Source organism: Streptomyces peucetius (genome assembly GCF_025854275.1).
In the GTDB taxonomy this organism is placed as follows: Bacteria; Actinomycetota; Actinomycetes; order Streptomycetales; family Streptomycetaceae; genus Streptomyces; species Streptomyces peucetius_A.
Genome location: NZ_CP107567.1, coordinates 4090239 through 4113487, shown reverse-complemented (window position 1 = coordinate 4113487; position 23249 = coordinate 4090239). Strand labels below are relative to the sequence as shown.

At 71.7% G+C, this 23249-nt stretch carries 20 protein-coding genes; 8 read left to right on the top strand and 12 right to left on the bottom strand.

The genetic code is table 11. The features are described from left to right. Positions 1 to 58: 58 nt before the first annotated feature. The 3 genes from OGH68_RS18925 (at position 59) to OGH68_RS18915 (ending at position 4447) form a co-directional block, all read left to right on the top strand. Positions 59 to 829, top strand: a complete 771-nt coding sequence (locus OGH68_RS18925) for an ABC transporter ATP-binding protein (RefSeq protein WP_264245518.1) — start codon at positions 59 to 61, stop codon at positions 827 to 829. Further along, positions 826 to 3690 carry an ABC transporter permease gene (locus OGH68_RS18920; RefSeq protein ID WP_264245516.1) on the top strand — a complete coding sequence of 955 codons (2865 nt, stop codon included), beginning with the start codon at positions 826 to 828 and terminating at the stop codon, positions 3688 to 3690. The genes OGH68_RS18925 and OGH68_RS18920 overlap by 4 nt, the downstream gene beginning before the upstream one ends. A 214-nt stretch (positions 3691 to 3904) precedes the next feature. Continuing rightward, a complete protein-coding gene (locus OGH68_RS18915; RefSeq protein WP_319020219.1) occupies positions 3905 to 4447 on the top strand; it encodes a bacterial proteasome activator family protein in 543 nt (180 codons plus the stop codon). 141 nt (positions 4448 to 4588) lie between these two features. Here the strand turns inward: OGH68_RS18915 and OGH68_RS18910 are convergent, their stop codons facing one another. From OGH68_RS18910 to pdhA, 7 genes are all read right to left on the bottom strand, one after another. Next, entirely contained in the window at positions 4589 to 5578 is a 990-nt protein-coding gene (locus tag OGH68_RS18910) for an NAD(P)H-quinone oxidoreductase (RefSeq protein WP_264245513.1), read from the bottom strand. A gap of 10 nt (positions 5579 to 5588) precedes the next feature. Further along, complete coding sequence (locus OGH68_RS18905) at positions 5589 to 6668, bottom strand: potassium channel family protein (protein WP_264245511.1); 1080 nt, start codon at positions 6666 to 6668, stop codon at positions 5589 to 5591. Continuing rightward, the gene (locus OGH68_RS18900; RefSeq protein WP_264245508.1) at positions 6665 to 8080 is read right to left on the bottom strand and encodes a molybdopterin molybdotransferase MoeA; all 1416 of its coding nucleotides are present in this window, start codon (positions 8078 to 8080) and stop codon (positions 6665 to 6667) included. The genes OGH68_RS18905 and OGH68_RS18900 overlap by 4 nt, the downstream gene beginning before the upstream one ends. After that, a complete protein-coding gene (locus OGH68_RS18895) occupies positions 8077 to 9006 on the bottom strand; it encodes a molybdenum cofactor guanylyltransferase (protein WP_264245506.1) in 930 nt (309 codons plus the stop codon). The genes OGH68_RS18900 and OGH68_RS18895 overlap by 4 nt, the downstream gene beginning before the upstream one ends. 226 nt (positions 9007 to 9232) lie before the next feature. Further along, positions 9233 to 10723: a dihydrolipoamide acetyltransferase family protein gene (locus OGH68_RS18890; RefSeq protein ID WP_264245505.1), complete on the bottom strand. Its 1491-nt coding sequence runs from the start codon at positions 10721 to 10723 to the stop codon at positions 9233 to 9235. Further along, on the bottom strand, positions 10723 to 11727 hold the full coding sequence (locus OGH68_RS18885) for an alpha-ketoacid dehydrogenase subunit beta (RefSeq protein WP_264245504.1): 1005 nt from the start codon (positions 11725 to 11727) through the stop codon (positions 10723 to 10725). The genes OGH68_RS18890 and OGH68_RS18885 overlap by 1 nt, the downstream gene beginning before the upstream one ends. Then, positions 11724 to 12866 (bottom strand): pyruvate dehydrogenase (acetyl-transferring) E1 component subunit alpha, encoded by a 1143-nt coding sequence (gene pdhA, locus OGH68_RS18880; RefSeq protein WP_264250165.1) that lies wholly within the window; start codon positions 12864 to 12866, stop codon positions 11724 to 11726. Before pdhA ends, OGH68_RS18885 begins: the two co-directional genes overlap by 4 nt. Positions 12867 to 13092: 226 nt before the next feature. On the opposite strand from pdhA, the gene OGH68_RS18875 reads away from it, so the two are divergent. Further along, positions 13093 to 13623 carry an Lrp/AsnC family transcriptional regulator gene (locus OGH68_RS18875; protein ID WP_264250164.1) on the top strand — a complete coding sequence of 177 codons (531 nt, stop codon included), beginning with the start codon at positions 13093 to 13095 and terminating at the stop codon, positions 13621 to 13623. A gap of 186 nt (positions 13624 to 13809) precedes the next feature. Here OGH68_RS18875 and OGH68_RS18870 read toward each other — a convergent pair whose 3' ends face one another. Both OGH68_RS18870 and OGH68_RS18865 read right to left on the bottom strand, forming a co-directional pair. Continuing rightward, a complete protein-coding gene (locus OGH68_RS18870) occupies positions 13810 to 14403 on the bottom strand; it encodes a TetR/AcrR family transcriptional regulator (protein WP_264245502.1) in 594 nt (197 codons plus the stop codon). After that, positions 14400 to 15935: a 3-hydroxyacyl-CoA dehydrogenase gene (locus tag OGH68_RS18865; protein ID WP_264245500.1), complete on the bottom strand. Its 1536-nt coding sequence runs from the start codon at positions 15933 to 15935 to the stop codon at positions 14400 to 14402. The genes OGH68_RS18870 and OGH68_RS18865 overlap by 4 nt, the downstream gene beginning before the upstream one ends. Before the next feature lie 121 nt (positions 15936 to 16056). On the opposite strand from OGH68_RS18865, the gene paaN reads away from it, so the two are divergent. Beyond that, positions 16057 to 17736, top strand: coding sequence for a phenylacetic acid degradation protein PaaN (paaN, locus tag OGH68_RS18860; RefSeq protein ID WP_264245498.1), 1680 nt, complete (start codon positions 16057 to 16059; stop codon positions 17734 to 17736). Between the two features lie 255 nt (positions 17737 to 17991). Here paaN and OGH68_RS18855 read toward each other — a convergent pair whose 3' ends face one another. Genes OGH68_RS18855 through OGH68_RS18845 form a run of 3 tightly spaced genes read right to left on the bottom strand, consistent with a single transcriptional unit; the run spans position 17992 to position 20863 of the window. After that, positions 17992 to 18666: a TrmH family RNA methyltransferase gene (locus OGH68_RS18855; RefSeq protein ID WP_264245496.1), complete on the bottom strand. Its 675-nt coding sequence runs from the start codon at positions 18664 to 18666 to the stop codon at positions 17992 to 17994. Continuing rightward, positions 18663 to 19841, bottom strand: coding sequence for an HTTM domain-containing protein (locus OGH68_RS18850; RefSeq protein WP_264245495.1), 1179 nt, complete (start codon positions 19839 to 19841; stop codon positions 18663 to 18665). Before OGH68_RS18850 ends, OGH68_RS18855 begins: the two co-directional genes overlap by 4 nt. Further along, positions 19838 to 20863, bottom strand: a complete 1026-nt coding sequence (locus tag OGH68_RS18845) for a DUF5819 family protein (protein ID WP_413471003.1) — start codon at positions 20861 to 20863, stop codon at positions 19838 to 19840. Before OGH68_RS18845 ends, OGH68_RS18850 begins: the two co-directional genes overlap by 4 nt. Before the next feature lie 114 nt (positions 20864 to 20977). On the opposite strand from OGH68_RS18845, the gene paaA reads away from it, so the two are divergent. From paaA to paaC, 3 genes are all read left to right on the top strand, one after another. Further along, entirely contained in the window at positions 20978 to 21946 is a 969-nt protein-coding gene (gene paaA / locus OGH68_RS18840; RefSeq protein ID WP_264245491.1) for a 1,2-phenylacetyl-CoA epoxidase subunit PaaA, read from the top strand. Beyond that, positions 21943 to 22233, top strand: coding sequence for a 1,2-phenylacetyl-CoA epoxidase subunit PaaB (gene paaB / locus OGH68_RS18835; protein WP_264245489.1), 291 nt, complete (start codon positions 21943 to 21945; stop codon positions 22231 to 22233). Before paaA ends, paaB begins: the two co-directional genes overlap by 4 nt. Before the next feature lie 173 nt (positions 22234 to 22406). After that, positions 22407 to 23114 carry a 1,2-phenylacetyl-CoA epoxidase subunit PaaC gene (gene paaC / locus OGH68_RS18830; RefSeq protein WP_264250163.1) on the top strand — a complete coding sequence of 236 codons (708 nt, stop codon included), beginning with the start codon at positions 22407 to 22409 and terminating at the stop codon, positions 23112 to 23114. The last annotated feature ends 135 nt before the right edge of the window (positions 23115 to 23249 follow it).

Below are 23249 nucleotides of genomic sequence, written 5' to 3'. Positions count from 1 at the left end.
GCTCACCTCTCCGTACACCCGCTCGTGTGTACGCGTCCGTCCAAGGGGGGACCCACCCGTGTCCGAACAGGTTTCACAGAAGGCTCAGCAGCCCCAGAAGTCACAACCACCCGTTCTGCAACTCCAGCAACTGACCCGTGTCCATGGCAGCGGCGCGACCGAGGTGCACGCCCTGCGCGGCATCAACCTCGACGTCTTCCCCGGTGAACTCGTCGCCGTCATGGGCCCGTCCGGGTCGGGCAAGTCCACGCTGCTCACCATCGCGGGCGGTCTCGACACCCCGACCTCGGGGCGGGTGATCGTCGAGAACACCGACATCACGACCGCCGACCGCAAGACGCTCGCCGCGCTGCGCCGCCGCAGCATCGGCTACGTCTTCCAGGACTACAACCTCATCCCCGCCCTCACCGCGGCGGAGAACGTGGCCCTGCCGCGCGAACTCGACGGCGTCTCCACCCGCAAGGCCCGCGGCGAAGCCGTCACCGCCCTCGAGGAGATGGACCTCGGCCACCTCGCCGACCGCTTCCCCGACGAGATGTCCGGCGGTCAGCAGCAGCGGGTGGCCATCGCCCGCGCCCTCGTTGGCGACCGCCGCCTCGTCCTCGCCGACGAACCGACCGGCGCCCTGGACTCCGAGACCGGCGAGTCCGTACTCGCCCTGCTGCGGTCGCGCTGCGACGCCGGTGCCGCGGGCATCCTCGTCACCCACGAGCCGCGCTTCGCCGCCTGGGCCGACCGCGTGGTGTTCCTGCGCGACGGCGCGGTCGTCGACCAGACCGTCCGCAGCCAGGCGGACTCACTGCTCTCCGGCCAGGCGGCCGAACTGTGATGACCTGGTACCACTCCTGGCGTGCCGCGATCCGCATCGCGCGCCGCGACGCCTGGCGCTCCAAGGGACGCAGCTTCCTCGTCCTGGCCATGATCGCCCTGCCCATCCTCGGCGTGAGCGCCGCGGACCTCACCGTGCGCAGTGCCGAGCTCTCGACCGAGCAGAGCCTCGAGCGTTCCCTCGGCGCCGCCGACGGCAGCCTCTCCGACCCCGGCATGGGCGGTATGCCGATCATGCAGTCGCCGGACGGGCAGAACTACAGCCCGGTCGGCGACTTCTCCGACGAACCGTGGCCGGAGGGAAAGACCGACGTCACCAAGGCCCTGCCCGCGGGTGCCAAGACGCTGACGGACGCCACCGGTTCCGCGAAGCTCCGCACGAAGCACGGGCTCCTGCACACCGAGATCCGTGAGCTCAAGGCCTCCGACCCGATGGCCGAGGGCATCCTGCACGTCGTCGACGGCCGGCTGCCGCAGAAGCCCGGCGAGGTGGCCGCGACCACGCACTTCCTCGAGAGCAGCGGCCTGAAGGTGGGCTCCGCGCTCACCGCGCGCGGCTTCGACCGCGAGTACCGCATCGTCGGCTCGTACGAGCTTCCGGACGATCTGGACCGGGACCAGGTCAACGCTCTGCCCGGAGCGATGCTCGCGCCGCTCGACAAGGCGCTGCAGGCGGCCGGCTTCTCCGGCACGTCGCCCTCGAAGACGATCCTGGCGACCGTTCCCGGTGGTTTCACGTGGAACATGGTCAAGGAGATCAACGCAAAGGGTGTGAAGGTGAATTCGAGGGCCGTGGCCCTCGATCCGCCGGCCGACTCCGAGGTGCCGCTCTACCAGCAGGAAGGCTGGGGCAACTACGAGCAGAGCACGGCCGCCAAGGCCGCCGCGCTCGCCGCGATCGGTACCGTCGTCGGCCTCGCGATGCTGGAGATCTGCCTGCTCGCCGGCCCCGCCTTCGCCGTGGGTGCCCGTCGCTCGCGCCGCCAGCTGGGTCTGGTCGGTGCCAACGGCGGCGACCGGCGGCACATCCGGGCGATCGTCCTCGGCGGCGGTCTGGTGATCGGCGTCGCCGCCGCGGTGGTCGGCACGGTCCTCGGCCTGGCCCTCACGTATCTGCTGCAGCCCGTGCTCGAGGAGTACATGGGCAAGCGCTTCGGCCACTTCGACGTACGGCCGCTGGAGCTGTTCGGCATCGCGCTGGTCGCCGTTCTCACGGGTCTTCTGGCCGCGATCGTGCCCGCCATCACCTCGTCGCGGCAGACCGTCCTGGCCTCGCTCACCGGCCGTCGCGGGGTGCGCCGCAGCAGCCGGGTCCTGCCCGTCATCGGCCTGATCGCGGTGACCCTCGGTGCGGCGATCGCACTGTACGGGTCGACGATGACGGACCAGTTCGCCGTCGTCGCCGGCGGCAGCGCCCTGGCGGAGCTGGGCGTCGTCGCGCTGACTCCCGCCCTGGTGGGCCTGTTCGGCCGGATCGGACGGATCCTGCCGCTCTCCCCCCGGCTCGCGCTGCGCGACGCCGTACGCAACCGGGGGCGCACGGCGCCCGCGGTGGCCGCAGTGCTGGCCGCGGTCGCGGGAACGGTGGCCGTCGCCACCTACGCCGCGAGCATGGACGCACAGGCCGAGGCCGAGTACCGGGCCCAGCTGCCCCACGGGGCGGTCTCCATGGTGATCCACGAGGGCGGCGGCCGGGACGTGCCCGCTGTCCGGGAGACCGTGCAGAAGCTGCTGCCCGTGGACGTACGGGCGGACGTGGAACGCGTGGTCGTCGGCAAGGCGAGCTGCTCGCCCTACGACAGCGGCAAGGGCTGCGGCCGCTACGACGTCGTCGTGCCCAAGGCGAACGAGTGCCCTCTGTGGGCCTGGGACCCGGCACACCCGGACCAGGATCCCGCGGAGAAGTTCACCAAGGCGGAACGGCGCAAGCTGGCCGACGACTGGCGTTGCGAGCAGGGCCACGGCGGCGGCGTCTACGCCGACGGCGGCCTGATGATCGGCGACGCCAAACTGCTCAAGGTCCTCGGTATCGACGACCCGGCCGCCGAGAAGGCCCTGGCCGCCGGGCAGGTCGTGTCCTTCGACAAGCGCAACGTCAACACCAAGGGCGAGATCGACATCCGTCTGGTCACCGACCCGGAAGCCGCCGACCGGGCCATGGAGAAGGGCAAGAAGATCCCGGGCGAGATCAAGAGCTTCACCGCCCACCGGATGCCCGACGCGACCGAGTCGTACGGCATGCCCATGCTGCTCTCGCCGTCCGCGGCCAAGGCGGCGGGCCTCACCACGGCACCGATGGGCGCGTACTACACGACCGACACGATGCCGAGCACCGAGCAGCGTCAGCGGCTCGACGGCGAGCTGGACAAGACGGGCACAGAGGTCGAGCTGCACATCGAGGAGGGCTACACCAGCGAGAGCAGCATCATCCTGCTGGCGCTGACCGTGTTCGCCGGGCTGATCACCATCGGGGCGGCGGGAATCGCCACCGGCCTCGCCCAGGCGGACGCGGAGGCCGACCTGAAGACCCTGGCCGCCGTCGGAGCCCCGCCCCGGGTCCGCAGGACGCTGAGCGGCTTCCAGTGCGGGGTGGTGGCCGCGATGGGTGTGGTCCTCGGTTCGGCGGCCGGCGTGCTGCCGGCGATCGGGCTGCGGCTCACGGAGAGGCGTGAGCAGCTGGGCTGGTACGAGAAGGCGCTCGACGAGGGCTGGGGCGGGATGGGCTCCGTGCCGTACGTGCCGATCGTCGTGCCCTGGTCGACGCTGGCCGCACTGCTCGTCGCCGTTCCGGTGGGCGCCGCACTGCTCGCGGCCCTGGTCACCCGCTCCCGGGGAGCCCTCGCCCGGCGCGAGGCGACGTGACCGGGCGTGGCGGGGCATGGCGGGGCGTGATCGCACGCGCCGGGGCGTGACCGCGCGACACCGACCGCCGTGACCGCGCGAAGTCGGCGATCCGGCGGGTAAACATCGCCGGACCGGTCGATGTCCAGCGGTTTTGTGCCCCCGTAGGAGGGTGGATCACCTTCCTACGGGGGCACACCGTGTGGTGACGCACATGTACGAGAGAATGGGCGGCATGGAGATGCCGAGGAATGAACGGTCGCAGGAGAGCCCCCACGTCCTCGTCGTGGGACAGGACGGCATGGCCCTCAGCGGCGGTGACAGTGACGACGAGTCGCGCGAGGTCCCGGTGACGGAAATGGTCGAACAGCCTGCGAAGGTCATGCGCATCGGCAGCATGATCAAGCAGCTGTTGGAGGAGGTCAGGGCGGCACCTCTGGACGAGGCGAGCCGGGTGCGGCTCAAGGAGATCCACGCAGGCTCGGTCAAGGAGCTCGAGGACGGACTCGCCCCTGAGCTCGTCGAGGAACTGGAGCGCCTCTCCCTGCCCTTCACCGACGACGCCATCCCGTCCGAGGCCGAACTGCGCATCGCGCAGGCGCAGCTGGTCGGCTGGCTCGAGGGTCTCTTCCACGGGATCCAGACGGCGCTGTTCGCCCAGCAGATGGCCGCGCGCGCGCAGTTGGAACAGATGCGGCGCGCTCTGCCGCCCGGTGCCGCGCACGACGAGGAAGAAGGCGGCCAGCACGGCGCGATCCGCTCCGGACCGTACCTGTAGCCGTACGGCCGCCCCCTGAAGGCCCGTGGCACGCGTGAGTGCCCACAGCGTGCGTGACCGGCCTGCGGCATGCGTGAGGGCCCGGCTCACCGTCTCGGTGGGCCGGGCCCTCACGCGTACGGACAGGCGGCGAGGCCCGGTTCAGGCCGCGTCAGGAGCGAGGAGCACGACCTTGCCCACATGTGTGCCCGACTCCAGGGCACGATGCCCCTCTGCCGCGTCCGCGAGCGGGACCGTACGGTCCACGACCGCTCGCACCCGGCCGCCGCCGATCAGCGGCCAGACATGCTCGCGCACGGCGGCCACGATCGCGGCCTTCTCGCCGAGCGGCCGGCCCCGGAGCGAGGTGGCGGTGACGGCCGCCCGCTTGCGGAGGAGGGCCCCGAGGTTCAACTCGCCCTTCACACCGCCCTGGAGGCCGATGACGGCGAGGCGGCCGTTGACCGCGAGCGCCTTCACGTTGCGGTCCAGGTACTTGGCGCCGACGATGTCGAGGATCACGTCCGCGCCGGCGCCGCCGGTGGCCTTCTCGATCTCCTCGACGAAGTCCTGTTCGCGGTAGTCGATCAGGATGTCCGCGCCCAGTTCGGCGCAGCGCTCGAGCTTGCCGGGCCCGCCCGCGGTCACGGCCACCCGGGCGCCCACGGCCTTCGCCAGCTGGATGGCCATGGTGCCGATCCCGCTCGCGCCGCCATGGATCAGCAGGGTCTCGCCCGGACGCAGATGGGCGATCATGAACACGTTCGACCACACCGTCGCCGTCACCTCGGGCAGCGCGGCGGCCGCCGTCAGATCGAGGCCCTCCGGAACGGGCAGCAACTGCCCTGCGGGAACGGCCACTTTCTCCGCATACCCGCCGCCTCCCAGCAGCGCGCACACCTCGTCACCGACGGCCCAGCCGGACACGCCGGGCCCGAGCGCCGAGATCCGTCCCGAACACTCGAGGCCCGGATAGGGGGACGAGCCGGGCGGGGGGTCGTAGAAGCCCTGACGCTGGAGCAGATCGGCGCGGTTCACCGCGCTCGCGACGACGTCGACGAGGACTTCGCCCTCGCCGGGCACCGGATCGGGCACCTCGGCCCAGACCAGTGCCTCCGGACCACCGGGCTCGGGAATCGTGATCGCATGCATGGCCGCGAGGCTACTCCGAGGAACTGGGGGACGTGCCGTTCTCCGCCCGCACGATGGTGATCAGCCGGTCCGTGAGCTGCAGCGGGCTGGCGGCCGGATCGTCGTATCCGAGCAACCGGTGGCCGCGCAACACGGAGACCACCAGGTCCTCCGTCTCCCGGACGCTACGGCCGACCTCCGCCTTTATCACCGGCCGTTCGATCAGATCCAGACCGCTGCCCTGCTGGATCAGGTCCTCCATGACCGTGCCCGCACTGGGGCTGAGCACGGACAGGCCGAGCAACCGGCCCGCTGCGCCGGAGCTGGTGATCACGGCGTCCGCACCGGACTGACGCAGCAGGGGAGCGTTCTCCTCCTCACGGACGGCGGCGACGATCTTCGCGCCGCGGTTGAGCTGACGGGCGGTCAGTGTCACCAGCACCGCCGTGTCGTCCCGCTGCGGCGCGACGACGATCTGACGGGCCTTCTGCAGCTCCGCCCGAAGCAGGACGTCGCTGCGGGTCGCGTCGCCGACAACGCCGACGAACCCCTCCGCGTTGGCGGTGTCGATCACCTTGGAGCTCGGATCGACGACGACGATCTGGTCCTTCCGCAGCCCTGTCGCACAGAGTGTCTGCATCGCCGATCGCCCCTTCGTACCGAAGCCGACGATGACGGTGTGGTCGCGCAAGTTGGACCTCCAGCGGTTCAGCCGCCACTCCTCCCGGGTGCGCTCGGTGAGGACCTCGAGAGTGGTGCCGACCAGGATGATGAGGAAGAGCACGCGCAACGGCGTGATCAGCAGCACGTTGGTGAGCCGCGCGCCGTCGGTGGCAGGGACGATGTCGCCGTAGCCGGTGGTGGAGAGCGTGACGGTCGCGTAGTAGAAGGCGTCGAGAAAGTCGACGGACCCGTCTGCGTTGTCGGAGTAGCCCGCGCGGTCGGTATAGACGATCATCACGGTGATGCAGAGCACCGTCAGCGCCATCAGCAGCCGCTTGCTCACCTGGCGCAGCGGCTGCTCGACGATCCGGCGGGGGAGCTTCACCCGGCCGGAGACGAGATGCTCGTCGGCGTGCCGGGCCATGGCGTCGTGACCGGGAAGTTTCATGTGAAACACCCTCCTGCCTCATCGGAAGGCGTCCACGGCGACCAGGTCGCCCAGGGCAGGTCGAGGACCTCCAGTTCGTCGCCGGGACGGGCACCGCCCGGCGGTACGACGGCGAGCCCGTCGGCCGCCGCTGTACCGCGCAGCATCGCCGGTCCGTTGTAGTGCAAGGGCTCCAGTCGCCCGTCGCGATGCACGAACGGGACCAGCCGGGTGTCGTGCGGGTGGCCGTGCACCTCGCCCCGTACCGGCGCGCGGTACGGGTCCGGGGCCGGCCGGCCCGCGAGGCCGCGCAGCAGGGGCTCGGCCAGTGTGAGGAGACCCGAGACGGCGGCGAGGGGATTGCCCGGCAGCCCCACCAGATGCCGTCCGGACGCGAGCCGGGCCAACAGCATCGGGTGGCCCGGCCGTACGGCGACCTGGTCCACGAGCAGCTCCGCCCCCGCCTTCCGCAGGACCGGATGGACATGGTCGACGGGGCCGGCCGCGGTACCGCCCGTGGTGATCACGAGATCCGCATCGGAGGTGGTGACGGCTCGGTGGAGCGCTTCGGCGTCGTCCCCCAGACGGCGCGTGGCCAGCACCTCCGCCCCGAGTGCCCGCAGCCAGGGGCCGATCATCGGACCGAGGGCGTCACGGATCAGACCGTCGCGGGGGAGCGACGAGGTGAGCAGTTCGTCGCCCAGCACCAGGACTTCCACCCGCGGCCGGGTGAAGGTGACCAGCTCGTCGTACCCGGCGGCAGCGGCGAGCCCGAGCACCGGTGGGGTGACCAGGGTCGAGGCGGGCAGCAGTCGCTCCCCGGAACGGCACTCCTGGCCGCGCGGTCGGATGTCCTGCCCGGGGACGACCTCACGGTCGGCATGGAGCTGGCGCCCGGCCGTGTCGACGCGGCCGTGTTCGCTGCGGATCACGGCGGTGGTCTCCGGCGGGACACGGGCGCCGGTGGCGATCCGTACCGCCGTGCCGTCGGGCAGGGGCCCGCTGTCGCCGTGTCCGGCGAGAATCGAGGCTTCGTCCTCCACAGCCCACGGACCGGGGCCCGCGACGGCCCAGCCGTCCATGGCGGAGGTGTCGAACGAGGGGAGGTCGCACAGGGCGGTGAGCGGCTCGGCGAGCACCTGCCCGACGGCCTCCCCCAGAGGTACGCGGCGGGTACGCGGCGGCGCGGTACGCCCGACACGGGCGGCCACCGCCCGGGCCTCGGGCCAAGGGGCAGCACGGTGCCGGCGTGTGGCGGAGCCTTCAGCGGGCGTGTACGAGGCCGCGGCACCCTGGGGCCTCGGGCCGACCAGGGCGAGCGCTTCGTCGACACCGTCCAGCTCACCCCCGGCGGGCGGTGTCGGTCCGGCAGGCGCCGCCTGGTCCCGTTCGCTGCCGGAGGCTGCCGTGGCCTCCCGGTCGTGACCGGTCATCCTGCGGCGTCCCCGGCACCCGCGCCCGGCGCGGCGTCGGCCGGGCGGCCGGCCGCATCCGCCGTACCTGCCTCGCCCTTCGCCTCGGCGGCCTCGTCCGCCCAGCGGGCGGCCAGGGCGGCCGCCTTACGGGCGGCCTCCGCTACGGCGTCGGGCCCGCCCTCGGCATTGGCCGCCGCGTACCCGACCAGGAAGGTGGTGAGCGGTGCGGCGGGGCGCGCGACGCCGTGCGCGGCATCGCGGGCGAGGTCGAGCAGGACATGAGTGTCGACATCCAGCTCGATGCCGAGTTCGTCCTTTACTGCGGTGATCCATTCGTCCAGCACGTTCCCATGCTCCCTGATACGGGCCCGGGCCGTGGAGATGTCCTCCCAGGTGTCGCAGTCGAAGGAGGCGAGCGGGTCGGTCTCGATCCGGGCCAGGTCGAGTTCCCCGGTCAGCAGACGCAGCGGGAGCCCGGAAAGGCTCCCGTACTCGGCCGCGAGAAGAGCGAGTTCACGGCGGAGGGGTTCGGCACGGTAGGCCGCGACCAGAGGCTGGTCGCGGCCGTCGGCATCGGTCAGAACGGCCGCTTCGCTGTCCCGCTCGGCAAGGGAGCCGACCAGCTGCCGCACCGTCCTCTCCCCCAGGAACGGAAGATCGGCCGACAGGACGAGGAGGGTCTCGGCGCCGGTGTGCCGGACCCCCGCGTCGAGGGCGGCCAGGGGGCCGCCGCCCGAGGGCTCCTCGCGCACCCACACGACGGGGCGCGCGGTGGGCCGGCGCCCGCCGACGACCACGGTGCGCCCGGCGCCACGGCAGGCGGCCAGCACTCGGTCGAGCAGGGGCCGCCCGCCCACGCTGAGCGCCGGCTTGTCGGCGCCGCCCAACCGTTTCGCGGCACCCCCGGCGAGGACGATGGCGTCGTACGCGGTAGTCGCGGTCATGCCTGAAGTATGGTCCGCGGACGGGTGGGCGGGGAGCCCCGGTTCGATCTCTCTGCCGCTTCTGGCTTCCCTCTGCCTCTCCGCTGCCCTTCTGTTGCCTTCCCGTTGCCCTTCTTCAGTCTTCTCTACAGTCTTCTCTTCAGCCTGCTGGGCCGTCTGCTCGGCGGTTGCCGGGGGTCTTCCTGGCCCCTTTCGGCCTCGCGCCTGCCGTATCCCGGCCCGGTCCCTACAGAGTGCGGAGCAGCACCGAGGGGTGCTCCACACAGTCGGCCACGTACCTCAGGAAACCTCCCGCGGTGCCGCCGTCGCACACCCGGTGGTCGAAGGTGAGGGAGAGCTGGACGACCTGCCGGACGGCCAGTTCGCCCTGATGCACCCATGGCTTCGGAATGATCCGGCCGACCCCGAGCATCGCCGCCTCGGGGTGGTTGATGATCGGCGTGGAGCCGTCGACGCCGAACACGCCGTAGTTGTTGAGCGTGAAGGTGCCGCCCGTCAGCTCGGCCGGAGTGAGCGCCCCTTGGCGGGCGGCCTCCGTGAGCCTCGCGAACTCCGCGGTCAGGGACTCCGCCGAACGGTTGTGGGCGTCCTTCACGACCGGCACGACCAGGCCGCGGTCGGTCTGGGCGGCGAACCCGAGATGCACAGCCGGCAGCCGCACGATCTCCCGGGCCTCCGTCTCCACCGTGGAATTGAGCTCCGGGTGGCGCTCGAGCGCGGCCGTGCAGATGCGGGCGAGAAGCGCGAGCAGCGAGATCTTCGGTCCGCCCGCGGCGTTCATCGCCGCCCTGGCGGCCATCAGTTCGGTCGCGTCGGCGTCGACCCAGCAGGTCGCGTCCGGGATCTCGCGGCGGCTGCGGGACAGCTTGTCGGCCACCGCTCCACGCACCCCGCGCAGCGGGACACGCTCGGCCCGCGGCGCGGCCGGAGCCGGGGCCGCCGTGGCGGGCGCCTCGGTGATCGGCGTCTCGGGAGCGTGCAGGGCGCGCTCGACGTCGGCCCGGAGGATCAGGCCGTCAGGGCCCGAGCCGGTCAGTGCCCGGAGATCCACTCCGTGCTCGCGTGCCAGCTTGCGCACGAGCGGTGAGATGACGGCCACGGGACCGCTGTGCCCCGCGGTCGCGGCGCCGGTCGCGGGGGTCTGTGCGGCGGCGGAGGTGCCGTTCGCAGCGGGGGAAGTGCCGTTCGCAGCGGTGACCGGGGCGGTCGGGCCTCCCGAGGACCGGCCCGCCCGGCCGGCCCGGGCCCTGCCGGAGGCCGCCGCGGCGGTCGGCGCCGGCGTGGCCGCCGGGGCGCTCGGCGCCGGGCGGATACGTCGCCGTCGCGCCGCGGGCGCGCCGGTCCCGTAACCGACCAGGACGTTGCCCGAGGACTCGGCGGAGCCGCCGGAGGACGCCGAGGCGTCCGGCTTCGCGGGTGACGCCGCGCCACCGCCGGAGGACGTGGAGGCGTCCGCCCCGGCCGCCTCCGCGGCACCGACCGCGACCGTGATCAGCGGTGCGCCGACGGGCAGTTCCGTGCCCTCTTCGCCGAAGCGTGCGGTCACCACGCCGCCGTAGGGGCAGGGGACCTCCACCATGGCCTTGGCCGTCTCGACCTCGACGACGGGCTGGTCGATCGCCACCACGTCGCCGACGGAGACCAGCCAGCGGACGATCTCGGCCTCGGTCAGACCTTCGCCGAGGTCGGGAAGCTTGAATTCCAGCACCTGAGCCATCAGCCCTCCGTCTCCCACTGCAGTCGCGCCACCGCGTCCAGCACGCGGTCCACTCCCGGCAGATGATGCCGCTCGAGCATCGGCGGCGGGTACGGGATGTCGAAGCCCGCCACCCGGAGCACCGGCGCCTCCAGGTGGTGGAAGCAGCGCTCGGTCACGCGCGCGGCGATCTCCCCTCCGGGGCCGCCGAAGCCGGTGGACTCGTGCACGACGACCGCGCGGCCGGTGCGCCGTACCGACGCGCAGACCGTCTCGTCGTCGAACGGCACCAGCGAGCGCAGGTCGACGACCTCCAGGTCCCAGCCCTCCGCCTCGGCGGCCTGTGCCGCCTCCATGCACACCGGCACGGAAGGGCCGTAGGTGATGAGCGTGGCGCTGCGCCCGGAGCGGCGCACCACGGCCCGGCCGATCGGCTCCACCGCGGCGGGTGCCTCGGGGGACCACTCCGACTTGGACCAGTACAGCCGCTTGGGTTCGAGGAAGACGACCGGGTCGTCGGAGGCGATGGAGGCGCGGAGCAGGCCGTACGCGTCCTCGACCGTGGCTGGCGTGACGACGTGCAGTCCCGGGGTGGCCATGTAGTACGCCTCGGAGGAGTCGCTGTGGTGCTCGACCCCGCCGATGCCGCCGCCGTAGGGCACCCGCACGGTGATCGGCATGGCCATGCCGCCCTTGGTGCGGTTGCGCATCCGGGCGACGTGGCTGATCAGCTGCTCGAACGCCGGGTACGCGAAGGCGTCGAACTGCATCTCCACGACCGGCCGCAGACCGTACATCGCCATGCCGACGGCCGTGCCGAGAATGCCTGCCTCGGCCAGCGGGGTGTCCGTGCAGCGGTCCTCGCCGAATTCCTTCGCGAGCCCGTCCGTGACCCGGAAGACGCCGCCGAGCGTGCCGACGTCCTCGCCCATGACGTGGACGGTCGGGTCCTCGGCCATGGCGTCGCGCATCGCGCGCTGCAGGGCCTGGGCCATGGTTGCGGGCTTCACCGCGGCCGTGGTCATCGTGCCTCTTCCTCAGCGTCCAGCTCCGCCCGCAGCAGCGCCGCCTGCTCACGCAGCTGTGCGGTCTGCTGGGCGTACACGTGCTCGAACAGATCCATGGGGTCGAGAACGGGGTCTGCGTTCATCCGCTCGCGCAGCTCCGCCGCCATCGTCTCCGCCGTCTGGGCGGCGGCCTGCCTGCCTGCGTCGTCGAGCAGACCGCGCTGCGTCAGCTCCCGTTCCAGGAGCTGGATCGGGTCGTGTGCGCGCCAGGTCTCGACCTCGCTGTCCGCGCGGTAGCGGGTGGCGTCGTCCGCGTTCGTATGGGCGTCCATGCGGTACGTGACCGCCTCGATCAGGGTGGGGCCACCGCCGCGGCGGGCACGGGCGACGGCCTCGCCGAGCACCTCGTGGACCGCGACCGCGTCGTTGCCGTCCACGAGCCGGCCCGGCATGCCGTATCCGACGGCCTTGTGGGCCAGGGACGGCGCGGCGGTCTGCTTGGCCAGCGGGACGGAGATCGCGAAGCCGTTGTTCTGCACGAGGAAGACCACCGGAGCGTTCCACACGGCGGCGAAGTTCAGCGCCTCGTGGAAGTCGCCCTCACTGGTGCCGCCGTCGCCGATCATGGCGAGCGCCACGACGTCGTCGCCCTTGAGACGGGCGGCGTGTGCCAGACCCACGGCGTGGGGCAGCTGGGTGGCCAGCGGGGTGCACAGCGGCGCGACACGGTGCTCGTGCGGGTCGTAACCGGTGTGCCAGTCGCCGCGCAGCAGGGTCAGAGCCTGAACGGGGTCCAGGCCGCGTGCGACGGCGGCGAGGGTGTCGCGGTAGCTCGGGAAGAGCCAGTCCCGCTCCTCGAGCGCCAGGGCGGCGCCCACCTCGCACGCCTCCTGACCGGTGCTCGACGGGTAGACCGCGAGCCGGCCCTGCTTGGTGAGGGCGGTGGCCTGCGCGTTGTACCGCCGTCCGCGCACCAGCTCCGCGTAGAGCCGGAGCAGCAGCTCGGGGTCGGCCGAGGCAGCGGCCTCGGTACCGAGGACCCGGTACGGCTCCGGGTCGGGGAGCAGCGGCGTGGGATCGGTGCGGGGCTGCCACGCCGGGGGCGGTGTGGGCCGGTAGGCGGCGGCAGCGGAACCGGGCAGCTCCTGGACCGTCATGCTGCTCTTTCTCAACGCGAGCACCTCCTCGTGGGAGCGACGACGAAAGCGATGAAGAAACGGGTCGAAGGCGCGCGGGTGTGGCGTGCCTCACCTACCGATTGTTCGGTCGTGGGCGCATTTTGGCTACAGGCACGGGCAGCCTGTGGACAAACGGTTCTCCACAGCATGAGATGGAGACAGGTCGTCCATGCTAGGAAGGCGGGGGGACATGGCAACTGAACAAATGGCCGACGGTGGGGACCGCGCGGGACAGACGCCTGTGCCGCGCCCGCTGGACGCGATCGACCGCGACATACTGCGCATGCTCCAGGCGGACGGACGTGCCTCCATACGCTCGGTCGCCGAGCGGGTGCACGTCTCCCGTGCCAATGCGTACGCGCGGATCAACCGGCTGATCGACGACGGGGTGATCAGGGGCTTCAGCGCGCGGGTGAACCACGAGCGGGCAGGCCAGGGCGCCTCCGCCTACATCACCCTCAAGATCGTGCAGAACTCCTGGCGCACGGTGCGGGAACAACTGCAGGCGCTCCCCGGCGCCGCTCACATCGCGCTCGTCAGCGGTGACTTCGACGTGCTGCTGCTGGTGCACACGCCCGACAACCGCACGCTGCGCGAACTCGTCCTGACCAAGCTGCAGTCCATCCCGGAGGTGCTGTCGACGCGGACGCTGCTGGTGTTCGAGGAGACGGACCTCGACCCCGCACCGGGCCAGGCCGGCAGCCCGGGCGCAGGGCACGACACGGACACGCCTTAGCCGTTCCCGCCTGCCCTGATCCGGCACGCGCACCGTCTCCGACCGTCCGGACCCGGCACGGACCGGCCGTCTTCGAGCGCGGGCAGGCCACGGCCGCCGGACGCGGGCACGCGACGGCCGGAAGCGACCCGCTCCAGAAGGCCCCCACCGGCGAACACCTGGTCCGCCCCCGGTGCCCGGGCGGCGTCAGGAATCCGTACGCAGCCCGTCGAAGGCGAGCCGCACCACGGTCTCCGCCAGCTGGTCACCGTCGTGGCTGCCGCCCGGCTGCGGGCGGTACCACTCGACCAGCGAGTTCACCATGCCGAAGAGCAGCCGCGTCGCCAGCCGGATGTCGACGTCGGCCCGCAGATCGCCGTCCGCGGCGGCCGCCTTCAGCAGGTCCGCGACCCGCTGGTCGAACTCGCGGCGGCGCTCCAGCGCCCACCGCTCGGTCTTCGTGTTGCCCCGCACCCTCAGCAGCAGCGTGACGTACGGCAGTTCGTCCATCAGGACCTCGACCGTGCGCCGCGTGACGTACTCCACCCGCTCGATGGCGCGGCCCCGCTGTGCGCCGCTCTCGTCGAGGACGGCGAACAAGGAGTCCAGCGCCCGGCTGACGGCCCGGCGCAGCAACTCCTCCTTGCCGGTCACATGGTGGTAGATCGAGGACTTGGAGATCCCGGCCGCCTTCGACAGGTGCTCCATGGAAGTGCCGTCGTAGCCGCGCTCGTTGAAGATCCGCACGGCGACGGTCAGCAGGGTCTCCGGGGTGTAGGTGTCCCGCCTGGCCGTGGTCATCGGCCCTCCGCCTCGTCGTACGCACGGGCACGGCGGGCGGTCGCCAGTGACGGCGCGTACCGGCCCGTGGGGTAGCGCTGGTGAAGGGCCTCCAGGAGCGCGCAGACCCACCCGAAGCCCAGTTTCCCGCCCCACTCCAACGGTCCGGCCGGGTAGTTGACGCCCAGCTTCATCGCGGTGTCGATGTCCTCGCCCGAGGCGACGCCGCGGTCGACCGCGTCAGCCGCGAAGTCGGCCAGCATCGCCACCGTACGGGCGACGATCATGCCGGGTACGTCGCCGATCAGCGACACGTCCTTGCCGAGTGCCTGGAAGAGGCCGACGGCTTCGTCGACTGCGCCGGGCATCGTCCTGAGCGTGCTGTCCGACGTGGACAGCGCGATGCGGGTCGCCTTCTCGTAGTCGAGGGCGAGATCGAAGTAGATGATCCCGTCGTCGAACTCGAACGCGGTCTCGCCGTCCACCAGCCCCAGTTCGGCGCCGCCGGGCAGGGCTATGGAACCGTCACCCTCCTCACGGACCACCGTGATCCCGGCCCGCTTGATGAGCCCGACCAGGGGCTCCGCGGGGCCGAGGTCGCCCTGCACCACGACCCTGTCCGGCGCGGCGGCGTCCGGCCGGGTACCCGGACGCGGGCTCTCGACGGCGTCCTCGTAAGAGAACCAGCCGTGGCCCGTCTTCCGGCCGTGCCGGCCCGACTCGACGAGGCGGCGCTGGGCGAGCGACGGTGTGAACTTCGGGCTGTGGAAGTACGACTCCCAGACGGACCGGGTGACCGCCTCGTTGACGTCCTGGCCGATCAGATCGGTCAGTTCGAAGGCTCCCATCCGGAACCCGCCGCACTCCCGCAGGACCGCGTCGATCGTGGCGGGGTCGGCGCCGCGCTCCTCATGGACGGCGAACGCCTCCGCGTAGAAGGGGCGCGCGACGCGGTTGACGATGAATCCGGGGGTGTCGGCGCAGCGCACCGGCGTCTTCCCCCAGGCCAGAGCCGTCGCGTGGGCCCGCTCGGCCGCTGCGTCGTCCGTGGCGTGGCCGCTGACGACCTCCACCAGGGGCAGGAGCGGGGCCGGGTTGAAGAAGTGCAGGCCGACGAAGCGGCCGGGGTTGCGCAGGGCCCCCGCGACGGCCGTCACGGACAGCGAGGAGGTGTTCGTGGCGAGCAGGCAGTCGTCGGCGACGATCTTCTCCAGCTCCGTGAACAGTTCCTGCTTGACCGGGAGCTGTTCCAGGACGGCCTCGACGACGAGCGCCGCGTCGGCGAGCTCGGCGAGGTCGGCGGCCGGAAGGAGCCTGCCGCGGGCGGCGTCGCGGTCCGCGGGAGCCATCCGTCCCTTCTCGACGAGCCGGTCCAGGCGTGCGCCGATCGCCGCCGCGGCCTCCCCGGCCCTTCCGGGTACGGCGTCGTGGAGCCGGACGGGATGGCCTGCGACGAGGGCGACCTGTGCGATCCCCTGGCCCATGGTTCCGGTGCCGACGACGCCGACGGTGCGGCTCACGTCGATCGCGGTCGTGGAGTCGATGGCGGTCATGGAGGCGATCCTCTCCGATGAGTTGTCCACAGCTTCGACAGGCCCCCTTGTACCGACCGATCGTTCGGTTACTCTAACTCTGTCATCCTCCCCTGCCCAGCTCGACGAGGAGTTGGTCCGCATGCAGCTGACCGAGACCCACCGGCCCACGCTCGACCAGGCCCTCGAGGCGATCCGCACGCGCGCGTACTGGTCTCCCCACCCCGAGCACCCCAAGGCCTACGGCGAGAGCGCGCCCGCCGACGGCCTCGCGGCCTTCGAGGCGCTCCGCGGCTCCCGCTTCGACCTGGACCAGCCGGGCACCGACGGGTGGACCGGCGGCGAGGTTTCTCCGTACGGACCGGAGCTGGGCATCGAGTACCCGCACCCGGACCTGGACGTCCTGCTGCCGGCCATGCGTGCCGGCATGGGCGCCTGGCGCGAGGCCGGCCCCGAGACGCGCGCGCTGGTCTGCCTGGAGATCCTGGCCCGCATCAGCGCCCGTACCCACGAGTTCGCGCACGCGGTGATGCACACCAGCGGGCAGGCGTTCCTGATGGCGTTCCAGGCCGGCGGCCCGCACGCCCAGGACCGCGGCCTGGAGGCCGTGGCGTACGCGTACGCGGAGCAGACCCGCACCCCCTCCGCCGCCGTGGACTGGTCCAAGCCGCAGGGCAAGCGCGACCCGCTGGAGCTGCGGAAGACGTTCACCACCGCGGGCCGCGGCATCGCGCTCGTCATCGGCTGCAACACGTTCCCGACGTGGAACGGCTACCCGGGCCTCTTCGCCTCCCTGGCCACGGGCAACCCGGTCCTGGTGAAGCCGCACCCCCGCGCCGTGCTCCCGCTGGCCCTCACCGTGAAGGTGGCCCGCGAGGTGCTCACCGAGGCCGGCTTCGACCCGAACCTCGTCTGCCTCGCCGCCGAGAACCCGGGCGAGGGCATCGCGAAGACCCTGGCGACACGGCCCGAGATCAAGATCATCGATTACACGGGTTCCACCGCCTTCGGCGACTGGCTGGAGACCAACGCCCGCCAGGCACAGGTGTACACGGAAAAGGCCGGCGTCAACACGGTCGTGGTCGACTCCACCGACGACTACAAGGGAATGCTCTCCAACCTGGCCTTCTCGCTCTCCCTGTACAGCGGCCAGATGTGCACCACACCGCAGAACGTGCTGATCCCCAGGGACGGCATCACCACCGAGTCCGGCCCCAAGAGCTATGACGAGGTGGCCGCCGACCTGGCCGCGGCCGTGGGCGGCCTGCTCGGCGACGACGCGCGGGCGAACGCCCTGCTGGGAGCCCTGGTCAACCCCGATGTGAAGGCACGGCTGGACGCCGCGTCGGAGCTGGGCGAGGTCGCGCTGGAGTCCCGTGAGGTCACCAACCCGGACTTCCCCGGCGCGACGGTACGGACCCCGGTGATCGTGAAGCTCGACGGCGCCCGCAAGTACTGGGACTCCACGGACTCCGAGCCCGCGTACCTCTCGGAGTGCTTCGGACCGGTGTCGTTCGTGGTGGCCGTCGACTCGACGGCCGACGCGCTGGAGCTTCTGCGCCGCACCGTCAGGGAGAAGGGCGCGATGACGGTCGGCGCCTACACCACCTCCGAGGAGACGGAGCGCGCGATCGAGGACGTCTGCCTGGAGGAGTCGGCGCAGCTCTCGCTGAACCTGACCGGCGGGGTGTACGTCAACCAGACCGCCGCGTTCTCCGACTTCCACGGCTCCGGCGGCAACCCCGCGGCGAACGCGGCGCTGTGCGACGGCGCCTTCGTCTCCAACCGCTTCCGCGTGGTGGAGGTCCGCCGCCAGGCATGACGCGCGGGGGCGGGCGCGGGGCCGGGCTTCGTACAGGGCCCGCGCCCGCCCCTGCCGTCCGCTCCGGCAGGCACCGGGGCGGTTTCTGCCCGCAGACCGCCACGGACCGGCCCGCAGGCCACTACGGACCGGCCCGCAGGCCGGCTCGGCCGACGACTCGACGGCTGGCCCACGGACCGGCCCGTGCGGACCGGCGTCGCGCGGACGGGCCCCTGCGGACCGGCTCAGCGGCCGCGGCGGAGCACCTCGGCGGGGTCACACTCCCGGAGCCGGCACATCGGCGTACCGCTGCACCCACGCGTGCATCGCGATGGCCGCCGCCGCGCCCGCGTTGATCGACCGCGTCGAACCGAACTGAGCGATCGAGCAGACCATGGCGGCGTGCTTGCGAGCCTCATCGGTGAGCCCGGGGCCCTCCTGCCCGAAGAGAAGCACACAGTGGCGAGGCAGCTCCGTCCGCTCGAGCGGCACGGCCCCCGGCAGATTGTCGATCCCGATGATCGGCAGCTCCTCCGCCGCCGCCCATTCGGTCAGCGAGGCCGTGTCCGGGTGGTGCCGCACATGCTGGTACCTGTCGGTGACCATGGCGCCGCGCCGGTTCCAGCGCCGGCGCCCGACAATGTGGATCTCCTTCGCCAGAAACGCGTTGGCCGTGCGCACCACCGAACCGATGTTGAAATCGTGGCCCCAGTTCTCCACGGCCACGTGGAAGCCGTGCCTGTGCGTGTCCAGGTCGGCGACGATCGCCTCGCGCGTCCAGTACCGGTAGCGGTCCACGACGTTCCGCCGGTCGCCCATGGCCAGCAGTTCCCGGTCGTACCGCTCGTCCTCGGGCCAGGGCAACGGGTGCGGGCCGACGCCGACCTCGGGGGCGTATCCCTCGTCGTACTGAATCGGTTCCTCGCGAAGCGGTTCTTCGGTGGTGCTCACCCGACGAGCGTACGGGTCGGCTCGTCACTCCCCTGCGGCACCGGCTGCGGGCGCCCCTTCCCCCGCAGCAGCCGGTCCCGTCCGCGGGCGACCAGCGCGCCCAGGGCCACCAGGAACCCTGTCGGCAGGAACACGGCGTCGGCCGCGATCATCGCCATCGAGAAGAACGGCAGCCCCAGGAGCACCGCGATGGCCGCGTGCTCGAGCATCATGACCACCAGCAGGACGTTCTTGACCCGCCTGTTGAAGAGCGTGAAGGGGAACGCCACCTGCACGGCGACCGTGCCGTAGGTCAGCAGCATGACCATCACACCGCCGGAGGCCAGGATCCCGGAGAGCTCCGGCCACGGGGTGAAGTAGTCCAGCTTGAGCGGGTAGTACAGCGCCGTGCCGTCCTGCCAGCGCGACCCCTGGATCTTGTACCAGCCGGCGGTCGCGTAGATCAGGCAGACCTCGGCCATGATCACGACGAGGGCGGCGTTGTGGGTCAGGTTCGCCAGGACGTCGAGCAGAGTGCGCGGCTCGCTGCCGGGCGCGAAGCGGTCCACCACCCACCACAGGCCTTGAGCCGCCCACAGGCCCCAGAACAGGACGAGGATCCACGTGTCCCCGCCGCCCCGCTCCACGAACGTGCCCGTGAGGAGCACCGTGCCGAGGACCGTCCAGAGCACGGGGCCGGTCCGGTCGGGCCCCGGCTTGCGTGTCGCCCGCCGGGCGTCGAGGGACCACACCTGCGCGCAGCGCGTCAGCACCAGGTAGATGGCCATGAGGTGGACGACGTTGTCGCCGCCGTCCCCGACGAAGATCGAGCGGTTCTGCAACGACAGGACGCCGACCATGAAGAGCACCGACACGGCGCGGGTACGCCAGCCGAGCATCATCAGCAGGCTGGAGAGCACGCAGACGCCGTAGACGAACTCGAACCACAGGGCGCCGTCCGACCACAGGAGCACGGTGAACGCCTTGTTTCCGGCGATCAGCTGCTGGCCCATCTCCCAGCTCCACGGACCGTCCGGTCCGTAGAGATCGTGCCGGTGGGGCAGTTCGCGCAGCAGGAACAGCAGCCAGGTCGCCCCGAAGCCGATCCGGACGATGGCGCTCTGGTACGGCCCGAGGGCCGTGGACGTGACGAGCTGGACGGCGCGGGCGACCCTGCGGTCCTGGTCGGGCTTCACCGGGCCGCCTCTGTCCTGTCGTTGCCGACCCCGCCCGGCAGATCCGCCGCGGTGACGGTCCACCACGGGAGCTCCCGGTGGACGGTGCGCGTGTCGATCTTCTCGTCGCTCCAGTCCGGGGCCTCGATGGCACGGGTCGACGCACGGAGCTGGATGCGCTCGACGGGGCCGCCGAGGTCGTGGGGGTCGAGGCGGAGCATCACGATGCGGCGCATGTAGCTCTCCGAGAGCCGGCCGCGCAGGCCGTCGGGTTTGTTCTCGGTGTCGTGCGAGCCGACGTAGAAGTCCCATGCCCGGCGGAGCTGGTTCTGCTGGAGGTGGCTCGGGAGAAGGTTGTGACGGATCTGTTCACCGTCCTCCGCGGAGAAGTCGACCCAGTCGCTGACCTGGCGGCTGCCGTCCCGGGCGGTGTACTGGGCCCGCGCCTGTATCGCGATGTTCTGCTGGAGCGGATTGGGGGCGAAGAGCTTCCAGTTCTGCTCGAACTCCGGGTAGACCCAGCCGTCGACCGCTTCGCCGTGCTGCTTGGTCACCGTGTTGGAGGGGGCGACGTGGAGGAACACCATGGCCAGGTGGACGCAGGCGAGGGCGGCTATCAGCGCGAGCGACACGGCGGCCGCGGCCTGGTAGGGGAGGGACAGACCCGCCATGCCGCCGGGAGGCGCGGCGGAGGCTTCGTCGGGGGCGGGCGGCTCGGCAGGCGGGAGTTGCTCAGGGGGCCCGGGAGGGGCCTCCTCGGGTCCTGGGGCCGCGACGAGGGCCGGGAGACCGGGACGTACGGAGGGCTCGGAAGGACCGGCGGGAGCTGTGGACTCCGATGCCTGACGGGGGCCGGGAACGCTGTCGCTGCCGGTCCCGGTCCCGTCACCGTCGCCGGGACGGGGCTCGTCGAGCCGGCCCGGTGCCCCGGCCTCACGACTGGCGGACGAGTCGCTCTGCTGCTGCCCGGTACGGCGGGGCAGAGGCAGCCCGGAGCTCACTTTTCCTGCCCCCTTGCTTTCCTCGTCCTCGTAGAAATCCATCCCCCGCCCCGATCGCGCCGGTCCCCTCGGTTATCCACAGGGTTGACACCCTACGGCCCGCCGACCGACCATTGAAGCCGATGAACCGAACGATCGGTCGGTAGGGGAGTCCGGATGACGGCAGTGACTGCGGATGGGTACCAGGCGGCGTTCGACGCTGCCGTGGCCGCCGACGAGCGCATCGAACCGCGCGACTGGATGCCGGACGCGTACCGGGCGTCGTTGGTCCGCCAGATGGCGCAGCACGCGCACTCGGAAATCATCGGCATGCAGCCGGAGGCGAACTGGATCACGCGCGCGCCGTCGCTGCGCCGCAAGGCGATCCTGATGGCCAAGGTCCAGGACGAAGCCGGCCACGGCCTGTATCTGTACAGCGCCGCCGAGACGCTCGGCACCAGCCGCGACGAGCTGCTCGACAAGCTGCACTCGGGCCGCCAGAAGTACTCCTCGATCTTCAACTACCCGACGCTGACCTGGGCCGACGTCGGCGCGATCGGCTGGCTCGTCGACGGGGCGGCGATCACCAACCAGGTGCCGCTCTGCCGCTGCTCGTACGGGCCGTACGCCCGGGCGATGGTCCGGGTCTGCAAGGAGGAGTCCTTCCACCAGCGCCAGGGTTACGAGCTGCTGCTCACCCTGGCCAAGGGGACGCCCGAGCAGCATGCGATGGCCCAGGACGCGGTGGACCGCTGGTGGTGGCCCTCGCTGATGATGTTCGGCCCGCCGGACGACGCATCGGCACACTCCGCGCAGTCCATGGCCTGGAAGATCAAGCGCCACTCGAACGACGAGTTGCGGCAGCGCTTCGTCGACATCTGTGTCCCCCAGGCCGAATCCCTGGGTCTCACCCTCCCGGACCCGGATCTGCGGTGGAACGAGGAGCGCGGCCACCACGACTTCGGCGCCATCGACTGGGCCGAGTTCCAGGACGTCCTCAAGGGCAACGGCCCCTGCAACGAACAGCGGATCAACCAGCGCCGACGGGCTCACGAAGAGGGAGCCTGGGTCAGGGAAGCCGCCGCCGCGTACGCGGACAAGCACCAGGCAGCACAGCACACCGAGTCCGTGGAGGCGACGGCATGAGCAGCTCGACCGAATGGCCGCTGTGGGAGGTCTTCGTGCGTTCGCGCCGCGGGCTGTCCCACACGCACGCAGGGAGCCTGCACGCACCTGACGCGGAAATGGCCCTCCGCAACGCCCGCGACCTGTACACCCGGCGCAGCGAGGGCGTCTCGATCTGGGTCGTGCCCTCCACCGCGATCACCGCCTCCTCACCGGACGAGAAGGACCCGTTCTTCGAGCCGGCCGCCGACAAGCCCTACCGGCACCCCACGTTCTACGAGATCCCGGAAGGGGTGAAGCACCTGTGACCACGACGCCCACCACGCCCGCCACGTCGTCCTCGACGCCCACGGCCGCCCCGGCCGCCCCGGCAGGCACGGCAGCCCCGGCCGCCCCGGCCGCCCCGGCAGCCACGGCAGGCACGGCACGGACGACAGAGCAGCCCTCGCCGGCGGCCTCGGGCACGGTTGTCGCCCCCACGGTGCCCGAGTCGGCGGCGCTGGCTCTCGGCGACGACGCACTCGTGCTCTCCCACCGGCTGGGGGCGTGGGCCGGGCACGCACCGGTACTGGAGGAGGAGGTGGCCCTCGCCAACATCGCGCTCGATCTGCTGGGACAGGCGCGCGTGCTCCTCTCCCTCGTCGGTGACGAGGACGAGCTGGCCTTCCTCCGCGAGGAGCGCTCGTTCCGGAACCTCCAGCTGGTCGAGCAGCCGAACGGCGACTTCGCGCACACCATCGCGCGCCAGTTCTACTTCTCCGTCCACCAGCACCTGCTGTACGGGCAGCTGGCCGCCGGTGACGGCCCGTTCGCCGGGCTCGCCGCCAAGGCCGTCAAGGAAGTCGCGTACCACCAGGACCACGCGGAGCACTGGATCGCCAGGCTCGGCGACGGCACGGCGGAGAGCCACGCGCGGATGCAGCGTGCGTGCGACGCGCTGTGGCGGTTCACGGGCGAGATGTTCCAGCCGGTGGACGGGCTCGAGGTGGATCTCGAGGCACTGGAAGCACTCTGGCTGGAGCGGGTCACGGCGGTTCTGGAGCGCGCCACGCTGACCGTCCCGTCCGGTGCGCGCACGGGCGCCTGGTCCGCGGGAGCGGGGCGTCAAGGGCTCCACACCGAGTCGTTCGGACGCATGCTCGCCGAGATGCAGCATCTGCACCGAAGCCACCCGGGAGCGTCATGGTGACGGGAACGGCAGGAAAGAGGCGGTCCCACACCCGGGCCGAGGCCGAGGCTGCACCCCGGACCGGGCCACAGGACCAGGCTGCACCCCGGACCGGGCCTGAGGACCACGCTGCGCCCGCGGCCACGGCCGATACGG